This window comes from Aminobacter niigataensis (assembly GCF_946995915.1).
Classification (GTDB): domain Bacteria; phylum Pseudomonadota; class Alphaproteobacteria; order Rhizobiales; family Rhizobiaceae; genus Aminobacter; species Aminobacter niigataensis.
The window spans coordinates 1856818-1873912 of record NZ_OX341517.1; the positions used below are offsets into that span (position 1 = coordinate 1856818).

A 17095-nucleotide genomic window follows, 5' to 3' on the forward strand; every position below is an offset into this window, starting at 1 on the left:
GTGACCCTGAACCTCGCTTCCTTCCTCTACCTGGTCTCCGGCATCCTGTTCATCCTGGCGCTGCGCGGCCTGTCGCATCCGACCACCTCCCGCCAGGGCAACACCTACGGCATGATCGGCATGGGCATCGCCATCGCCACCACGCTGGCGCTGGCCAAGCCCACGCTGGCCGGCCTCGGCCTGATCGTGCTCGGCCTCGCCATCGGCGGCGGCGTCGGTGCGGTCACCGCGCGGCGCATCGCCATGACCTCGATGCCGCAGCTGGTCGCAGCCTTCCACAGCCTCGTCGGCATGGCCGCGGTGATGGTGGCGGCTGCCGCCGTCTATGCGCCGGAAAGTTTTGGCATCGGCTCGGTCGGCGCCATCCACGGCCAGGCGCTGGTCGAGATGAGCCTCGGCGTTGCCATCGGCGCCATCACCTTTACCGGCTCGGTCATCGCCTTCCTCAAGCTTGACGGCCGCATGTCGGGCAAGCCGATCATGCTGCCCGGCCGCCACTTCATCAACGCCGCGCTGGGCATCGCCCTTGTCGTGCTCATCGTCATGCTGGTGACGACGCAGTCGACGACGGTGTTCTGGCTGATCGTGGCGGTGTCGCTGGTGCTCGGCGTGCTGCTCATCGTGCCGATCGGCGGCGCCGACATGCCGGTGGTCGTCTCCATGCTCAACTCCTATTCGGGCTGGGCAGCGGCCGCCCTCGGCTTCACCCTCGGCAATCTGGCGCTGATCATCACCGGTGCGCTGGTCGGCTCGTCGGGTGCGATCCTGTCCTACATCATGTGCAAGGGCATGAACCGCTCGTTCATCTCGGTCATTCTCGGCGGCTTCGGCGGCGAGACGGCGGCGGTTGCCGACGACGGCATCGAGCGCACCGTCAAGCAGGGTTCGGCCGACGATGCCGCCTTCCTGATGATGAACGCCCAAAAGGTCATCATCGTGCCGGGCTACGGCATGGCGGTGGCGCAGGCCCAGCATGCGCTGCGCGAGATGACCGACAAGCTCAAGGCCAATGGCGTCGAGGTCAAATACGCCATCCACCCGGTCGCTGGCCGCATGCCCGGCCACATGAACGTGCTCTTGGCCGAGGCCAACGTGCCTTATGACGAGGTCTTCGAGCTCGAAGACATCAACTCAGAGTTCGCCCAGGCCGACGTCGCCTATGTCATCGGCGCCAACGACGTCACCAACCCGTCGGCACGCGATGACAAGAACAGCCCGATCTACGGCATGCCGATCCTCGACGTCGACAAGGCCCGCACCTGCCTGTTCGTCAAGCGCAGCCTCGGCTCCGGCTACGCCGGCATCGACAACACGCTGTTCTACAAGGACGGCACCATGATGCTGCTCGGCGACGCCAAGAAGATGACCGAAGAAATCGTCAAGGCCATGGACCACTGAGCCGAAGGATCGGCTGACAACGCCAAGGCAGGCAACAAAGAAAAGCCCGGCCAAAAGCCGGGCTTTTCTGCGTTTGGAGGCCGATACCCCCACCCCTAACCCCTCCCCACAAGAGGGGATTGTTATCGCTGCGCTTCCGTCGCCATCTTCACCGCTAGTCCCGCCAGCACCGTTCCCATCAGCCAGCGCTGGATCGCCAGCCAGCCGGGGCTGGCGGCGAGGAAGGTCGAGATCGAGCCTGCCGAAATGGCGATGATGGCGTTGACGGTGATGCTGATGGCGATCTGGATCGAACCGAGCACGAGCAGCTGGGTCAGCACGCTGCCGTCGGCGGGATCGATGAATTGGGGCAGCAGCGACAGATAGAGCACCGCGACCTTGGGATTGAGCAGGTTGGTGAGGAAGCCCATGGCAAACAGCTTGCGCGGCCTGTCCTTGGGCAGTTGCCGGACATGGAACGGCGAGCGTCCGCCGGGGCGGACGGCCTGCCAGGCGAGCCACAGCAGGTAGGCAGCACCAGCGAAGCGGATGACGTCATAGGCATAAGGCACGGCAAGGACGAGTGCGGTGATGCCGAAGGCGGCGCAGAGCATGTAGACGACGAAGCCGAGCGCCACGCCACCGAGCGAGATCAGCCCGGCCGTGGGACCCTGGCTGAGCGAGCGCGACACCAGGTAGATCATGTTCGGCCCCGGCGTCAGCACCATTCCGAGGGCGATCGCGGCGAAGGCAATGAGGTTTGCGGTCTCGGGCATGCTGGTCCCCTCGCATTTGCCGGACGGCGCCCATCGGGCGCAGGTCGGACATCGTGTCGAGGGAATTTCTAGCGGCTGCGGCTTGGCCGCGACAGGGGCAGGTCGGAGCAAGCCATTGCGACAGCTCCGACCCTAGCGGCCACCTACGTGCCGGCTATTTCAGCGGTGCCGTCAGCTGCAATGCGCCGATGGCGAGCGCGGCGTTCAGGCCGGTCTGGTTGGTCACGCTGAGCGGCTGCAGGGCGATGGAGCGCGCAGAGCCGCCGACCAGGACGTTGGCGCCAAGGCCGACCGCAATGGTGGCCTCCGCCGTCGCGCCGAGATAGTTGCCGGCGAGACCGCCCGGATCATAGACGTCGCGACTCGGCGCCAGCACCAGCCACTCCAGCGCACCGCCAGTCGTGGTGCCAATGTCGACACCGTATTTGTTGATCCGGCCGGAATAGATCTCCTGCGTGCGGCTGCCGAATGCCGGCGTGAACGTGCACTGCATGTCCTTGCTCGAGCCGACGACGAAGCCGGTGCCGCCGTTGACGGTGCAGCTCAGCATGCCGAGCTTGGCGCCGAACTGTGCGTGCGCGGGCACCGCAAACGGCACAAGGGCGAGGGCAAGAAGGACGAGTTTCTTCATCGGACGTTCCTTTCAGACATGAAGCAACATCAACCGCATGGCCGCCGAAAGGTTCCGTTTGCCGTTGTTGGCGGGAACCAGATCTGCCCTTGTCTTGGCAGCGCGGCGCGCATGTATCCAGGCGCAAGCCTGGCGTTTTTCCATCACGCTTGACGGATTTCATCTTATGATCATAAAATGTGATCACATCGCGTGATAGCACTGCGATGGATAATAGCTCTCGCTGAAAGAGGGCAGAACAAAAAACCTGGGGGTTAACAATGTTTGCTCGAATTTCGAAGACAACGATGTGCTTCTCGTTGGCTGCGTTCGCCTTCCTCGTCGTGTTCAACAACGTCACCGACTATGGTTCCAACTACAATTTCGTCCGTCATGTTCTGAGCATGGACACGACGTTTCCTGGCAACGCGCTGATGTACCGCGCCATTACCTCGGAAACACTTTGGCATCTTGGCTACTGGCTGATCATTGCTGGCGAAGCCTTGACCTGCGTGTTGTTTACGCTTGGCGCGTTGGCGCTGTTGCGGGCCCGGAGCGGCACCGCCACAAGCTTCAACAAGTCGAAAAACTGGGTGCATGCGGCTGCCTGTGTCGGCTTCTTGGTCTGGTTCTTCGGCTTCATGGTCGTTGGCGGCGAATGGTTCTCGATGTGGCAGTCATCAGACTGGAACGGCCAGGAAGGAGCCTTCCAGTTCTATATGACGATCCTCGCCGTGGTGATCTACATCGTGCTGCCGGATGGCGAACTGGAGTGATGGCACCAGTGTGCTGACTAGCCGCCGCGCGTCATCTGATGCGCGGTCGGCCGCGACCAGGTCTGGGGGGCTGGGCCTGGTCGCACATTTGGCCGAAGGCAGCGAAGGAACCGAGCCGCCAGTACAGCCTATTTGAACTTGCGCAGTTGCTTCCGGATGCTCTCTGCAAAACGCCCGACCCGTTCGGGCTGCGGCTTTTCTGCGGCATGGAACGACAGCATGGCGAAGCTGGCCTTCGGCGCGCAGGCCTTGAACACGCCCCATTTGAGGATGCGGCGGACCGGCCGGCGCATGACCAGGCGGTCGACCCACCAGGGGCTGCCGAGCGTGGTGACGGCGACGACGTGGCGGAGCTTGTAGAGCAGCGGCCTGATCGGGCCGAAATCGGCACCGTGGTCGAAGGCGATGCCGGGCGAAAACACCCGGTCGACCCAGCCCTTCAGCATCGCCGGCAGGCTAAACCACCATGTCGGGAAGACCAGCACCAGCACCTCCGCCTCGCGCAGGGCGGCGGCATGGCTCATCAGCGCACCGGCGTCGAAGCGCTCGCCATAATATGAGCCGCGTTCGGCCTCGCTCAGCCGCGGGTCGAAGCCGCTGGCGTAGAGGTCGAGCAGCGTCACCTTGTGGCCGGCGTCGGCGAGTTGCTTGATGGCGATGTCGGCGAAGTGCCGGTTCAGGCTTTCTGGCAGCGGGTGCGACAGGACAACGAGGCAGTTCAAGGCGAAGGCCTGTCTTTATGCTGCTGCGGTATCAGGCGCCGCGCGTGCGCGCCAGCCCGTCGACTGCCGGCTTGTAGTTCGGGTCGAGCCGAACCGCCTCGGCATATGCCTTGGCAGCCTTGGCCTTGTCGCCGCGGCGCTCGTAGATCAGCGCCTGGTTGGCCCAGCTCTCGGCGATCTTGCCGTCGAGCTTGATTGCCATGTTGATGTCGGTGAAGGCGTTCTCGTCGTCGCCGGTGGCGAGATAGGAGAGGCCGCGGCCATTGTAGGGCTCGGCCGAGTCGGGCGCGAGCGAGATCGCCTTGGAGAAATCCTCGATGGCGAAGGCATGCTGGCCCTGCTGCTGATAGATCAGGCCGCGATTGTGGTAGGCGCGGGGGTCGGTGGTGTCGAGCTCGATCGCCTTCTGGAAATCGTTGAAGGCGTCCTGCGTGCGGCCGGCCTTGCGATAGAGATTGCCGCGGCCGATATAGGCGGCGTCATAGGAGGCGTTGAGCTGGATGGCCTTGTTGTAGTCGGCCAGCGCCGCCGGCTGGTTGCCCATGAAGCGATGGATCAGCGCCCGGTTGGAATAGGCCTGGTAGAAGCTCGGGTTGAGCTGCAGCGCCCGGTCGAAATCCTGCAGCGCCTCGCGATACTTGCCGCCGCGGCCATAGGCCGAGCCGCGCACATTGTAGGCTTCGGGGTCGTTCGGGTTGCTGGAGACGACGGCGCTGAGCGAGGAGATGTTCTCGCTCGAACCCTGCATGGTGTCGATGCGGGTCAACTCGCCGGCAGGTCCCGCCGACTGGCAGCCGGCAACGGCCATCGCGACGAGCATGAGAGCGGTCATGGCGCCGCCGCGCAGGAGGGAGGTGCGGTTGCTCATGACTGCATTCATCGCGGTATCCCTCGCTTGCGCCCCGGGCAGGTGGCGCGGCGTCCGGCGGGCGGCCGAACAACAAAAAGGTGGCGGCGATGTTTAGTCGCCCCACCTCGTCGTTATCCTTCGAAAAGGACCAAAGATTGGCAGATCAACGTGCCGGACGTGCACCAGCGGCGCCAGCAGCAGCGGCCGGACGCGGGGTGCTGGGCAGCAGGCCTTCACGCTGGGCGCGCTTGCGGGCCAGCTTGCGGGCGCGGCGAACAGCTTCAGCCTTTTCGCGGGCGCGCTTTTCGGAAGGCTTCTCGTAGTGACCGCGCATCTTCATTTCACGGAAGATGCCTTCGCGCTGCATTTTCTTCTTCAGCGCGCGAAGCGCCTGGTCAACATTGTTATCGCGGACGAGTACCTGCACGTGTGATCCTGTCTTTCGGGTTCGATATCCTAAGGCTAGTGGCAATAGCCACGATGCCTCCGCGATGGTTCCACCGCGAATTGTGGGCGGCTGATAGCAGAATCAGGCCTGCTTGTCCACCGCAAAGGCCGCATTTCCTGCGCTGCTTGGGAAAACGGCGCCGGGACGTGCCCACTTCCGCCGCAATCCTTGTCGACCAAGCCTCTCCCATCTTCCGGTCCTACATGCAAGGCATTCCATGCGCTCCCTGATTCTCGCCCTGGCATTCGCCGCCGCCGTCCCGCAGGCACATGCTGCCGATCTCATCGGCTTCTGGGACAAGCCACAACACGGCGGCAACAGCTTCAACCGGCTGCCGCCCGACCAGGCCTATTTCGATGCGCTGCGCGGCTATGGCGCGACCTGGGTGCGGCTGTCCTACGACAAGTGGAAGCCGGAGAAGCGCGACTTCCTCATCGGCACCGCCGACAAATATGAAGGACTCGTCGCCGCCGACGTGAAGACGCTGAAGGAAGTGCTCGACCGCGCCGACAAGGCCGGGCTCAAGGTGGTGATCGCGCCGCTGTCGTTGCCGGGCATGCGCTGGGCCCAGAACAACGACAAGAAGTTCGATGGCCGGCTGTGGGCGGACAAGGCGTGGTGGACCGAGGCCGCCACCTTCTGGCGCGATCTTGCCGCCGAGTTGAAGGACCATCCGGCGGTCGCGGCCTACAACATCGTCAACGAGCCGGCGCCGGAAAAGGAGGGCGGGCTCGCCGAACACGCATCAATCGCAGAAATGCGCTCCTGGTACACCGGGAATGCCGGCAGTTCCCGCGATCTGCTGGCCTTCTACGAGACGGTGATCAAGGCGATCCGCGAGGTCGATCCGGTGACCCCCGTCATGACCGACGCCGGCTGGTATGCGGCGGCCGACGCTTTTTCCTATTGGCCGGCCAAGCTCACCGACCAGCGCGTGCTCTATTCCTTCCACATGTACGAGCCCTATGCCGCCACCAGTGCGCCCAACATGAAACGCGACAAGCCCTACGCCTATCCGGGCAACGTACCCTTTGGCGACGGCGAGCCGCAGAAGTGGGATGCCGAGCGGGTCAAGGCCTATCTCGCCCAGCCCGTCGAATGGGCCGACAGCCGAGGCGTCGCCCGCAACCGGATCGTCGCCGGCGAGTTCGGCTGCATGCGGCGGCTGCCGTTCTGCACGCAGTATCTCGAGGACGTGCTTGCCCCGCTCGACACCGACAAGCTGCACTGGGCCTTCTACAGCTTCCGCGAGGATGCCTGGGACGGCATGGACTACGAACTCGGCTCGGGCAAGGTGAACTGGAAATACTGGGAAGCGATGGAGAACAACGAGCCCGATCCGGTCAAGCGCAAGGCGACGCCGGAGTTCGAGCCGATCTCCAGGCGCCTGGCCGCGGGCAAATAGCCGCTTACAGGCGCGTCCGATACGGGAGGACGCCGCGGGGGGCTTTGCCACGCTCAATTGCGTTGGCGCCGGCCTGACAACTGGACCGCACAGTACCGCACCGTGCACCATGAAAGCCGCGTCCCGGGGGTCTATGTCAGCCCTGCCGCACCAGAAGACTGCCCGGAGATAACGCCGTTGACCGACACAGCCATGCCCAGCCGCCCATCGGGTGCCGATGCAACCGTGTTCGCGATCCTGCTTGCGGTGAGCTTCAGCCATTTCGTCAACGACGTCATGCAGTCGCTGCTGTCGTCGCTGTATCCGATGCTGAAGACCGACTACCAGCTCGACTTCTGGCAGATTGGGCTATTGACCCTGACTTTCCAGATTACCGCGTCGATGCTGCAGCCGCTCATCGGCATGTATGCCGACAAGAAGCCGCTGCCCTATTCGCTGCCGGTCGGCATGGCCTCGACGCTGGTCGGCCTGCTGATGCTGGCCTTCGCCCACAGCTACACCATGCTTCTGGTGGGGGCGGCCTTCATCGGTTTCGGCTCGGCGATCTTCCATCCTGAATCGTCGCGCGTCGCGCGCATGGCCTCGGGCGGGCGCTATGGGCTGGCGCAATCCTTGTTCCAGGTCGGCGGCAATTTCGGTTCGGCGATCGGGCCGCTGCTCGCCGCGCTCATCGTCGTGCCGCAGGGCCAGACCGGCATCGCCTGGTTCGCGCTCGGCGCCATCGTCGGCATCGTCGTGCTGATCCGCGTCAGCGCCTGGTACAGCCGCCATCTCGTCGCCACGGCGCGCCACGCTACATCGACGCTGTTTCCGCCGCTGCCGCGCCGTACGGTGATGGTCGCCCTGATCGTGCTGGCCCTGCTGGTCACGACCAAGAACATCTATACGGCCAGCCTTTCGAGCTTCTACACCTTCTATGTCATCGAGCGCTTCGGCGTTTCGGTGCAGGAATCGCAGTACCTGCTGTTCCTGTTCCTCGGCTCGGCCGCCCTCGGCACCTTCCTCGGCGGCCCGATCGGCGACCGTTTCGGCGCCAAGACAGTGATCTGGTTCTCGATCCTCGGGGTTCTGCCGTTCACGCTCCTGCTGCCTTATGCCGACCTGTTCTGGACCAAGGTGCTTACGGTGCTGATCGGCCTGATCCTGGCATCCGCCTTCTCGGCCATCGTCGTCTTCGCCCAGGAGCTGGTACCGGGCCGCGTCGGCATGATCGCCGGCGTCTTCTTCGGTTTCGCCTTTGGCGTCGGCGGCATCTCGGCGGCGGTGCTCGGCGTGGTTGCCGACGTTCGCGGCATCGAGTTCGTCTACAAGATCTGCTCCTACCTGCCGTTGCTCGGGCTGCTCACCGTCTTCCTGCCCAACATGAAGGCCGCGCGCGCCGGCGCGGCCTGACGCGGGGGCTTCTCAGACGCGGGTGATGGAGACGCCGCCGTCGGCGAGCAATGCAGCCCCCGTCGTGAAGCTCGACGCTTCCGAAGCGAGATAGAGCGCGGAGCGCGCGATCTCCTCGGGTTGTGCGACGCGCTTCAGCGCGTGCAGGCCTTCGACGAATGCGCGTTCGTCAGCAGTCTTGAAGGTGGCAGCCGGCGTGTCGGTGCCGCCGGGCAGAAGCGCGTTGACGCGGATGCCTTGCGGCCCGTATTCGGCCGCCAGCACCTGGGTCAGGCCGATCAGGCCGGCCTTGCTTGCGGCATAGGCGGTCATGCCGGGCATGCCGACGGTGTGGCCGACGAAGGTCGAGGTGAAGATCAGCGAGCCTGCGCCGCGCTTCAGCATCGCCGGAATCTGGTGCTTCGCGCCGAGATAGGCGCTGGTCAGGTTGGTTTCCAGCACTTCCGTCCAGCCTTCCAGTGCAAGCCCGGTGACCGGTCCCATCGCGCCGACCAGCCCGACATTGTTGAAGGCGATGTCGAGCCCGCCGAACGCATCTACCGCGAGGTCTACCAACGCGCGTGCATAGGCTTCGTCCCTGACGTTGCCGGCCAGTGTCCGCACCTCGCCGCCGGCGTCGGCGATCTCGCCTGCGACCGCCCCCAGCTCTGCCTGCCGGCGCGCCGCGAGCACGACCTTTGCTCCCTGGTCGGCGAACAGCTTGGCCGTCGCCCTGCCAATTCCCGAGCTGGCCCCGGTGACGATCGCGACTTTTCCGTTCAAATCAAACATCGTTGCTGCTCCTGTGCGAATTGCGGACGGCGTCTGCCGGCCTCGTTCGTACAGGTCGCAATTCGCAGGTCCTGCAGCCACCCGATACATGCGGCGCAAAACGGCAGGCCCCGTCGCAAACAGTGCAAGGCTGGTCGTGAGATTTCGCTAGTGCTACACCTCGCGCTCTTAAGCTTGCGGCATCTGCGAGGCCCTGAAAAATGCGGAAATATTCGGTTTTTGCCATAGCCCGGGAGGCGATGCGCGGCCACAAGGGCTGGGAGGAGCAGTGGTCCTCGCCCGAGCCGAAGAGCGAATACGACGTCATCATCGTCGGCGCCGGCGGCCATGGCCTTGCCACCGCCTATTATCTCGCCAAGGAACACGGCATCACCAATGTCGCGGTGCTGGAAAAGGGCTGGCTCGGCGGCGGCAACACCGGCCGCAACACCACCATCATCCGCTCCAACTATCTCTACGACGAATCGGCCGGCATCTACGACCACGCCCTGAAGCTGTGGGACGGGCTGTCTCAGGACCTCAACTACAACGTCATGTATTCGGCGCGCGGTGTCATGATGCTGGCGCACAACGTCCACGACGTGCAGGTGCTGAAGCGCCACGTCCACGCCAACCGGCTGAACGGCATCGACAATGAGTGGCTGACGCCGGAACAGGCGAGGGAGTTCTGCCCGCCGCTCAACATCTCGGCTTCGGCGCGCTATCCCGTTGTCGGCGCCTCGCTACAGCGCCGCGGCGGCACCGCTCGTCACGACGCCGTCGCCTGGGGGTATGCCCGCGGTGCCTCCGACCGCGGCGTCCACATCATCCAGAATTGTGAAGTCACCGGCGTGCGCCGTACGCCAGACGGCCGCGTCTCCGGCGTCGAGACGTCGAAGGGCTTCATCGGCGCCAAGAAGGTCGGCGTCGTTGCCGCCGGCCACACCTCGGTGATCATGAACATGGCCGGCGTGCGCATGCCGCTCGAAAGCTATCCGCTGCAGGCGCTGGTGTCGGAACCGGTCAAGCCGATCTTCCCCTGCGTGGTCATGTCCAACACCGTGCATGCCTACATTTCGCAGTCCGACAAGGGCGAACTGGTCATCGGTGCCGGTACCGACCAGTACATCTCCTATTCGCAGACCGGCGGCCTGCACATCATCAACCACACGCTCGACGCCATCTGCGAGATGTTCCCGATGTTCACGCGCATGAAGATGCTGCGCTCATGGGGCGGTATCGTCGACGTCACGCCGGATCGCTCGCCGATCCTGGCCAAGACGCCGGTGCCGGGGCTCTACGTCAATTGCGGCTGGGGCACGGGTGGCTTCAAGGCGACGCCGGGTTCGGGCAACGTCTTTGCCCACACTATCGCCCGTGACGAGCCGCACCCGATCAACGCGCCCTTCACCATCGAGCGCTTCCGCACCGGCCGCCTCATCGACGAAGCGGCAGCGGCGGCGGTGGCGCACTGAGCGACGGGGGCGATATGTCCGAGAAGCCGATCAACCTCGCCGAGAAGCTTGCGCTGTTCTCCGAGCACTGGACGCCCAAGATCGTTGCCGGCTTCAACGGCAACGACATCATGGTCGTCAAGGTCCAGGGCGAGTTCAACTGGCATTCGCACCCTGATACCGACGACTTCTTCATGGTGCTGAGCGGCCGGTTGCGCATCCAGATGAGGGACGGCGACGTCGTTCTCGGACCTGGCGAACTTTATGTCGTGCCCAAGGGCGTCGAGCATTGCCCGCTGGCCGAGGAAGAGACCCACCTGCTGCTGATAGAGCCCGCCGGCGTGCCCAACACGGGCGATCCGGCGACCGCCGTGACCAAGAACCGGATCTGAGCCCGCATGGTGCCGACGCATTGCCATCCCAGCGATCTGCGCGCCGTAGGCGCAGCGGTCGCCTGCGCCATGGTGCGCCGATGACGATGCTCGCGACCACATTGGCCGCTGTCGCAGCGCCCTTCGTACTCGCCGACGAAAAGGGCATGTTCCACATGCCCGACGCCAGCGAGGTCCGGCTGCAGGCGATCAGCCGCACCGGCAACGAGGACGAATGGCCGTTTTCGGTCCCTTCGGGCATTCTCGCCTGCGTCTGGAGCGGCGGGCGCAGGGTCGTCTCCTTCATCGAACAGCCCGAAGACCCCGACGACGAGCACGATGCCCCGCCCGGACGCCACGTCATCGTCTCGGCCAATCCGTTCGAACTCACCTTCCTCAATATCTCAAGCCGCGACCTGTTCTTGCCTGCGGACACGGTGGAGGCGCTGATCAAGCGTGTCGCGCCGTTCGAGGCATTGGGGCAAAGGCTCTGCGATCAGCCGCAAGGCTCCAACATCGGCCCCGGCGAACTCTAGGGATCATCCAGATGCTTCTCATTCACTGCCCCTATTGCGAGGAAGAGCGCCCCGAGCTCGAGTTCCGCAACGCCGGCGAGGCGCATATCGCGCGCTCCACCAATATCGCCGCCGAAAGCGACGAGGATTTCGAGAAGTTCTTCTTCATCCGCTCGAACCCCAAGGGCGTGATCTTCGAACGCTGGCGCCACATCCATGGCTGCGCGCGCTTCTTCAACGCCGCGCGCGACACCATCACCGACAGGTTCCTGCTCACCTACAAGGCCGGCGAGCCAAAGCCTGATATCTCGACCTTGTCGAGCGAAGGCGGCCCCGCCGCCTGGGCCAACCGGCCGCCGGACCAGCTCAACGAGAAGCCCAAGGCAAAACGCTCCACCAAGGGAGAGGCATGATGGCCGGTTCGTACCGCATTTCCGGCCAGGGCCGCCTGACGCCTGCCAAGACCGCGCGCTTCACCTTCGACGGCAAGCCGATGACCGGCCTTGCGGGCGACACGGTGGCGTCCGCACTGCTTGCCAACGGTGTCCATCTCGTCGGCCGCTCGTTCAAGTATCACCGTCCGCGCGGCATCCTGTCGGCCGGCGCCGAGGAGCCGAACGCGCTGGTGACGGTGACCCGCGACGCCGCGCGCAAGACGCCCAACGTCCGCGCCACCGTGCAGGAGCTTTATGACGGGCTCAACGTCGCCTCGCAGAACCGCTGGCCGTCGCTGTCCTTCGACGTCGGCGCCGTCAACGATCTGGCGTCGCCGTTCTTCTCGGCCGGCTTCTACTACAAGACCTTCATGTGGCCGAAGGCCGCCTGGAAGAAGTTCTACGAGCCCAACATCCGCGCGGCGGCCGGCCTCGGTGTCGCGCCCGACCAGCCAGATCCCGACCATTATTCGGCCCGTTACGCCCATTGCGAAGTGCTTGTACTCGGCGGCGGCGCAGCCGGCCTTGCCGCGGCGCTGGCCGCGGCCGAAACGGGCGTTCGCGTCATCATCTGCGACGAGCAGGCCGAGTTCGGCGGCGCGCTGCGCTTCGAAAAGGGCGCCGTCATCGACGGCCAGGACGGCTGGAACTGGGCCCAGGCGACGGCGGCCAGGCTTGCCGCGATGGACAATGTCCAGGTGCTGCCGCGCACGACGGCCTTCGGCTACTATGCGCAGAACTTCGTCGGCTTGGTCGAACGCGTCACCGACCATATCGCGCGCCCCGGCCGCGACGAGCCGCGCGAGCGGCTGTGGCAGGTCCGCGCCAGGCGCGTGGTGATCGCCACCGGCGCCATCGAGCGTCACATGGTGTTCGCCAACAATGACCGGCCCGGCGTCATGCTGGCGTCGGCTGCGCGCACCTTCCTCAACCATTACGGTGTCGTCGTCGGCAAGACTGTCGGCGTCTACACCGCCAATGACAGCGCCTATGCAGCAGCCATCGACCTCAAGAAGGCCGGCGTCGGCGTGGCGGCAATCGTCGACCTGCGTGACAACCCGGCAGGCCCACTGGTCGACGAGGCGCGCGCGCTGGGCATCGAGGTCAATCATGGTCGCGCCGTCACCAGCGCCAATGGCAGCCAGCGCATCAAGTCGATGACTGTGCAGGCCAAGGCCGGCGGCGCCGAGCGCACCATCGCCGTCGATGCGCTGCTGATGTCTGCCGGCTGGACGCCGTCGGTGCACATGTTCTCGCAGTCGCGCGGCAAGGTCGCCTTCGACGACGCCACCAAGCGCTTCCTGCCCGGCACCTATGCCCAGGATTGCGTCTCGGTCGGTGCCTGCAACGGTTCCGACTCGCTTGAGGACACCGTCGCGCAGTCGCTCGAGGCTGGTGCCAATGCTGCCCGCGGCGCCGGCGCCAGGCCGTCCAGGGGGGTGGCGCTGAAGGTCGAGGCCTCAGAAGGTTGGGGCGGCGGCATGCTGGGTTCCGGCCCGGGCGCCGGTGCCGACACCAAGGTCAAGGCGTTCGTCGATTTCCAGAACGACGTCACCGCCAAGGACATCCGCCAGGCGGTGAAGGAAGGCATGCGCTCGATCGAGCACGTCAAGCGCTTCACCACCAACGGCATGGCCACCGACCAGGGCAAGACCTCCAACATGCATGGCCTGGCCATCGCCGCCGAGGCGCTGGACAAGGACATCCCGCAGGTCGGCCTCACCACCTTCCGTGCGCCCTATACGCCGGTCACCTTCGGCGCCATCGTCAACCACGCCCGCCATGGCCTGTTCGATCCGACGCGCAAGACCGCGACCCACGCTTGGGCGGAAGCGCACGGCGCCGTGTTCGAGGATGTCGGCCAGTGGAAGCGCGCCTGGTATTTCCCGCGCGCCGGCGAGGACATGCATGCCGCGGTCGACCGCGAATGCGTGACGGTGCGCAAGTCGGCCGGCCTGTTCGACGCCTCAACGCTCGGCAAGATCGAGGTCGTTGGCCCGGATGCGGCGAAATTCATGGAGCTGCTCTACACCAACCCGTGGGAGAAGCTCGAAGTCGGCCGCTGCCGCTATGGCATCATGCTGCGCGAAGACGGTTTCATCTATGACGACGGCGTGGTCGGCCGCCTGGCGCAGGACCGCTTCCACGTCACCACGACGACGGGCGGTGCCGCCCGCGTCATGCACCACATGGAGGACTACCTCCAGACCGAGTTCCCCAATCTCGATGTCTGGCTGACCTCTGTTTCCGAACAGTGGGCGGTCATCGCCGTGCAAGGACCCAACTCGCGCGACATCATCGCGCCGCTGGTCGAGGGCATCGACATGTCCGATGCGGCGATGCCGCACATGTCGGTGCGCGAGGGCAAGATCTGCGGCGTGCCGACCCGGCTGTTCCGCATGTCGTTCACCGGCGACCGCGGTTTCGAGGTCAACGTGCCGGCCGATTATGGCCGCGCCGTCTGGGAAGCGCTGTGGGCCGAGGGCCAGAAGCACGGTGCCTGCGCCTACGGCACCGAGGCGATGCACGTGCTGCGCGCGGAAAAGGGCTACATCATCGTCGGCCAGGACACCGACGGCACCGTGACGCCCAACGATGCCGGCCTCGACTGGGCTGTCGGCAAGAAGAAGACCGACTTCGTCGGCATTCGCGGCCTGATGCGCCCCGACCTGGTCGCCAAGGGGCGCCGCCAGCTCGTCGGCCTCAAGACCAGGGATCCGCGCACCGTGCTCGAAGAGGGCGCCCAGATCGTCGAGAACCCCAAGCAGGCGATCCCGATGAAGATGATCGGCCACGTCACCTCGAGCTACTGGTCGGCGAATTGCGATCGCTCGATCGCCATGGGTGTCGTTGCCGGCGGCCGCGATCGCATCGGCGAAACGCTCTATGTGCCGATGCCCGACGGCGTCATCGAGGTGGAAGTCACCGGCACCGTGTTCTTCGACGAGAAGGGAGACCGCCTCAATGGCTAAGCTCGCAACCGCCACCCGCAACTCTGCACTCGCTGGCCACAGCGTCGGCGGTCACGGCGTTTCGCTCAAGGTGCTGGAGCCGGCCAGCCGCATGTCACTGCGCGCCCGCCCGGCCGCCATTGCCGCGCTCTCCAAGGCGCTCGGCATGACGCTTCCGGACAAGGCCAAGACCTCCTCCAACAAGAGCGGCCGCACCGCGCTCTGGCTCGGCCCGGACGAATGGCTGGTCATCGACGAGGCCGGCGGCGATCCCGTCGCCAACTGCGCGTCGGTCAAGGGCCTGCACTCGGCGGTCGACGTCTCGCATCGCAACGTCGCCATCGCGGTGACCGGCCCCAATGCGGCTGCCACCATCAATGCCGGCTGCCCGCAGGACCTGTCGCTTGCGGCTTTTCCGGTCGGTGCCGCCTCGCGCACGGTGCTCGGCAAGGTCGAGATGGTCCTGCTCAGGACTGGCGAGGAAGCCTTCCGCGTCGAGTGCTGGCGCTCGTTCTCCGACTACGTCTACGGCTTCCTGTCGGAGGCCGCCCGCGACGGCTAGTAACGGAAGATGCCGTGCCCAGACTCGACGAGGGTCTGGAAGACAGTTTTCGGGCCAGCGATCCGGTGTCGGTGACCTCGACGACCATTTCCTCGATGGCGATGCGAAGGGCAAGGAAGCACTAGGTCGTCCGCAACTTGCGCAATACTGGACAGCTTTTGTGATGGCTCGTCCGCGGCATGGATCCTAGGGTCTGCGCAGTTCGCTGCGCTCCTGCTCCGCCCTAGGATGACGAATGTGCGAGGGCGGCGGCAACAGCTAAGTGGAAGACCTTGGAGGACTGCAGTTCATTTGCAAACGTTCGTGACTGGCGGAATCGAAGATCGAATTCGTCATCCTAGAGCGGAGCAGGAGCGTAGCGACGTTGCGCAGACCCTAGGATCCATGCCGTGACGTTCGAGCTGTGGCACCGTTCCAAGCATAGCGGGCGACCCTCCAGCAACGAACGGAATGACTCCTGTACCTGCCCGACAAAGCACACGCACCGAAACAAAAAGCCGCCCTTTTGGGCGGCTTTTTCACTGAAATTGCACAAGAAAATCAGTTAAAGCTGGGCACGATCCAGGGGTTGATGTCGATGCCGACCCTGGGCTTGTCGCTGGTCCGGATGCTGTTGGTCGTCAGCGGCCCCCGGTCGTCCCTGACCGAGCCGGTTGCGCTGCAGTCGAGCTTGCCCGAGGCCATCTCGCTGCATGCGGCGGGGGTGTGCGGCTTCGTCGTGTGCGTGTCTTTTGCCATTGCAAGGCCACTCGTCGCGAGCACCGCCGCGAGCGCCAGTATAGTCCGTTGCATTGTCCATCTCCGTAGAGTTTTACCGTACTTGTACGGAACGCCTTACAGATACGACCGCACCTCGCGTGCTGCAAGAGGTATTCCGTACGCGTACGGAGTTTTTTGTTGAGGCACTGAAAGCACTGAATGCTGCCCGGCTGGAGCTAGCAATTGCCGGGTTCGTCGGTGAGCGGGTCGGTCTCGCCTGCTGCCAGTCCGGCAAGGGCGAGGTCGCCGATCCGCATCACATAGGCCTTCGGGTCGCCGAACGGATAGAAGGGAAACGTGATCAGCAGCGAGATCGCACCATGGGCCACGGTCCACAGGGAGGTGGCGATGGCGCGCGCGTCGCCCTTCATCTTGCCGGCCGCGATGCAGGCTTCGACCCGTTCCATGATCACCTGGAAGGCCGGGTTTCCACGTTCCATCTCGGCAAAGGTTTTGTCGATCGGCGGCTTCTGCTTCTCGGTCATGAACACGGTCCGGTATTCGTTCGGATTGCCAAGGCCGAACTCGGCATACTCAGCAAGCGCTGCGCGGACCGCTTCGAGTGGATCGCGAGGCCGGTTTTGCCGCATCCTTCGCGCCAGGTCGATGAAGGCATCCTCGGCAAGCGCCATCAGGATCTCTTGCTTGTCGGCAAAGTAGGAATAGACCGACATCGGCGCATAGCCGACCCTGGTGGCGAGTTTGCGGATGGTCAGGCCCTCATAGCCTTCTTCCCGCACCAGCGCGTGAGCGGCTGCCACCAGGTCGGCCCTGAGTTCGGCCTTCTGGAGCTCACGTCGGTTTGCGGCAAAACTGGTCAAGGATACGCCCTGCTGACTTCACGTACTCGAAGCGTGGGACTCTATACGCCGCTCCCGAGGGCAGCAAGTTAACCGCCCATAGCTCATCAGGACTAGGGCCACGATGCGGCTGCAGGGCCAGT

General features: G+C 64.8%; 18 protein-coding genes. 10 read left to right on the forward strand and 8 right to left on the reverse strand.

The annotated features are described in order from the left end of the window. Positions 1–1398 (forward strand): NAD(P)(+) transhydrogenase (Re/Si-specific) subunit beta, encoded by a 1398-nt coding sequence (locus O1Y97_RS09005; protein WP_108607022.1) that lies wholly within the window; start codon positions 1–3, stop codon positions 1396–1398. Positions 1399–1520: 122 nt separating this feature from the next. Here the strand turns inward: O1Y97_RS09005 and O1Y97_RS09010 are convergent, their stop codons facing one another. Then, on the reverse strand, positions 1521–2153 hold the full coding sequence (locus O1Y97_RS09010; RefSeq protein WP_318763790.1) for a LysE family translocator: 633 nt from the start codon (positions 2151–2153) through the stop codon (positions 1521–1523). 154 nt (positions 2154–2307) lie between these two features. Then, the gene (locus tag O1Y97_RS09015; RefSeq protein WP_108607024.1) at positions 2308–2784 is read right to left on the reverse strand and encodes a DUF992 domain-containing protein; all 477 of its coding nucleotides are present in this window, start codon (positions 2782–2784) and stop codon (positions 2308–2310) included. 260 nt (positions 2785–3044) lie between these two features. Between O1Y97_RS09015 and O1Y97_RS09020 the strand changes: the two genes are divergently transcribed. Continuing rightward, positions 3045–3539, forward strand: a complete 495-nt coding sequence (locus O1Y97_RS09020) for a DUF2165 family protein (RefSeq protein WP_318763791.1) — start codon at positions 3045–3047, stop codon at positions 3537–3539. 128 nt (positions 3540–3667) lie between these two features. Here the strand turns inward: O1Y97_RS09020 and O1Y97_RS09025 are convergent, their stop codons facing one another. The 3 genes from O1Y97_RS09025 to rpsU all read right to left on the reverse strand — a co-directional run bounded on the left by O1Y97_RS09025 (position 3668) and on the right by rpsU (position 5538). Next, positions 3668–4261 carry an NAD(P)H-dependent oxidoreductase gene (locus tag O1Y97_RS09025; RefSeq protein WP_318763792.1) on the reverse strand — a complete coding sequence of 198 codons (594 nt, stop codon included), beginning with the start codon at positions 4259–4261 and terminating at the stop codon, positions 3668–3670. Positions 4262–4292: 31 nt separating this feature from the next. Beyond that, on the reverse strand, positions 4293–5141 hold the full coding sequence (locus O1Y97_RS09030; protein WP_108607027.1) for a tetratricopeptide repeat protein: 849 nt from the start codon (positions 5139–5141) through the stop codon (positions 4293–4295). A 133-nt stretch (positions 5142–5274) separates the two neighbouring features. Beyond that, entirely contained in the window at positions 5275–5538 is a 264-nt protein-coding gene (gene rpsU / locus O1Y97_RS09035; protein ID WP_108607028.1) for a 30S ribosomal protein S21, read from the reverse strand. 238 nt (positions 5539–5776) lie between these two features. On the opposite strand from rpsU, the gene O1Y97_RS09040 reads away from it, so the two are divergent. Then, a complete protein-coding gene (locus tag O1Y97_RS09040) occupies positions 5777–6964 on the forward strand; it encodes a glycoside hydrolase family 5 protein (RefSeq protein ID WP_318763793.1) in 1188 nt (395 codons plus the stop codon). Between the two features lie 192 nt (positions 6965–7156). Next, positions 7157–8356, forward strand: a complete 1200-nt coding sequence (locus O1Y97_RS09045) for an MFS transporter (RefSeq protein WP_318764179.1) — start codon at positions 7157–7159, stop codon at positions 8354–8356. A gap of 12 nt (positions 8357–8368) precedes the next feature. Here the strand turns inward: O1Y97_RS09045 and O1Y97_RS09050 are convergent, their stop codons facing one another. After that, positions 8369–9127: an SDR family oxidoreductase gene (locus O1Y97_RS09050; protein WP_318763794.1), complete on the reverse strand. Its 759-nt coding sequence runs from the start codon at positions 9125–9127 to the stop codon at positions 8369–8371. A 200-nt stretch (positions 9128–9327) separates the two neighbouring features. Here O1Y97_RS09050 and O1Y97_RS09055 point away from each other — a divergent pair, with 200 nt between their 5' ends. The 6 genes from O1Y97_RS09055 to O1Y97_RS09080 all read left to right on the forward strand — a co-directional run bounded on the left by O1Y97_RS09055 (position 9328) and on the right by O1Y97_RS09080 (position 15393). Continuing rightward, the gene (locus tag O1Y97_RS09055; protein WP_318763795.1) at positions 9328–10581 is read left to right on the forward strand and encodes a sarcosine oxidase subunit beta; all 1254 of its coding nucleotides are present in this window, start codon (positions 9328–9330) and stop codon (positions 10579–10581) included. 14 nt (positions 10582–10595) lie between these two features. After that, complete coding sequence (locus tag O1Y97_RS09060) at positions 10596–10952, forward strand: cupin domain-containing protein (protein WP_318763796.1); 357 nt, start codon at positions 10596–10598, stop codon at positions 10950–10952. A gap of 80 nt (positions 10953–11032) precedes the next feature. After that, entirely contained in the window at positions 11033–11467 is a 435-nt protein-coding gene (locus tag O1Y97_RS09065; protein WP_318763797.1) for a hypothetical protein, read from the forward strand. Between the two features lie 11 nt (positions 11468–11478). Beyond that, positions 11479–11859: a sarcosine oxidase subunit delta gene (locus O1Y97_RS09070; protein ID WP_108607034.1), complete on the forward strand. Its 381-nt coding sequence runs from the start codon at positions 11479–11481 to the stop codon at positions 11857–11859. Then, the gene (locus O1Y97_RS09075; protein WP_318764180.1) at positions 11859–14852 is read left to right on the forward strand and encodes a sarcosine oxidase subunit alpha; all 2994 of its coding nucleotides are present in this window, start codon (positions 11859–11861) and stop codon (positions 14850–14852) included. The genes O1Y97_RS09070 and O1Y97_RS09075 overlap by 1 nt, the downstream gene beginning before the upstream one ends. After that, on the forward strand, positions 14845–15393 hold the full coding sequence (locus O1Y97_RS09080) for a sarcosine oxidase subunit gamma (RefSeq protein ID WP_108607036.1): 549 nt from the start codon (positions 14845–14847) through the stop codon (positions 15391–15393). Before O1Y97_RS09075 ends, O1Y97_RS09080 begins: the two co-directional genes overlap by 8 nt. A gap of 540 nt (positions 15394–15933) precedes the next feature. Here O1Y97_RS09080 and O1Y97_RS09085 read toward each other — a convergent pair. Continuing rightward, complete coding sequence (locus O1Y97_RS09085; protein WP_108607037.1) at positions 15934–16185, reverse strand: DUF680 domain-containing protein; 252 nt, start codon at positions 16183–16185, stop codon at positions 15934–15936. A gap of 143 nt (positions 16186–16328) precedes the next feature. Beyond that, a complete protein-coding gene (locus O1Y97_RS09090) occupies positions 16329–16973 on the reverse strand; it encodes a TetR/AcrR family transcriptional regulator (RefSeq protein WP_108607038.1) in 645 nt (214 codons plus the stop codon). Positions 16974–17095: the final 122 nt, after the last annotated feature.

Coding starts and splice junctions, on each gene's coding strand:
- O1Y97_RS09010 (WP_318763790.1), bottom strand. CDS start 2,153: ATGCCCGAGACCGCAAACCTCATTGCCTTCGCCGCGATCGCCCTCGGA.
- O1Y97_RS09085 (WP_108607037.1), bottom strand. CDS start 16,185: ATGCAACGGACTATACTGGCGCTCGCGGCGGTGCTCGCGACGAGTGGC.
- O1Y97_RS09050 (WP_318763794.1), bottom strand. CDS start 9,127: ATGTTTGATTTGAACGGAAAAGTCGCGATCGTCACCGGGGCCAGCTCG.
- O1Y97_RS09015 (WP_108607024.1), bottom strand. CDS start 2,784: ATGAAGAAACTCGTCCTTCTTGCCCTCGCCCTTGTGCCGTTTGCGGTG.
- O1Y97_RS09055 (WP_318763795.1), top strand. CDS start 9,328: ATGCGGAAATATTCGGTTTTTGCCATAGCCCGGGAGGCGATGCGCGGC.
- O1Y97_RS09060 (WP_318763796.1), top strand. CDS start 10,596: ATGTCCGAGAAGCCGATCAACCTCGCCGAGAAGCTTGCGCTGTTCTCC.
- O1Y97_RS09020 (WP_318763791.1), top strand. CDS start 3,045: ATGTTTGCTCGAATTTCGAAGACAACGATGTGCTTCTCGTTGGCTGCG.
- O1Y97_RS09065 (WP_318763797.1), top strand. CDS start 11,033: ATGACGATGCTCGCGACCACATTGGCCGCTGTCGCAGCGCCCTTCGTA.
- O1Y97_RS09080 (WP_108607036.1), top strand. CDS start 14,845: ATGGCTAAGCTCGCAACCGCCACCCGCAACTCTGCACTCGCTGGCCAC.
- O1Y97_RS09045 (WP_318764179.1), top strand. CDS start 7,157: ATGCCCAGCCGCCCATCGGGTGCCGATGCAACCGTGTTCGCGATCCTG.
- O1Y97_RS09040 (WP_318763793.1), top strand. CDS start 5,777: ATGCGCTCCCTGATTCTCGCCCTGGCATTCGCCGCCGCCGTCCCGCAG.
- O1Y97_RS09030 (WP_108607027.1), bottom strand. CDS start 5,141: ATGAATGCAGTCATGAGCAACCGCACCTCCCTCCTGCGCGGCGGCGCC.
- O1Y97_RS09070 (WP_108607034.1), top strand. CDS start 11,479: ATGCTTCTCATTCACTGCCCCTATTGCGAGGAAGAGCGCCCCGAGCTC.
- O1Y97_RS09075 (WP_318764180.1), top strand. CDS start 11,859: ATGGCCGGTTCGTACCGCATTTCCGGCCAGGGCCGCCTGACGCCTGCC.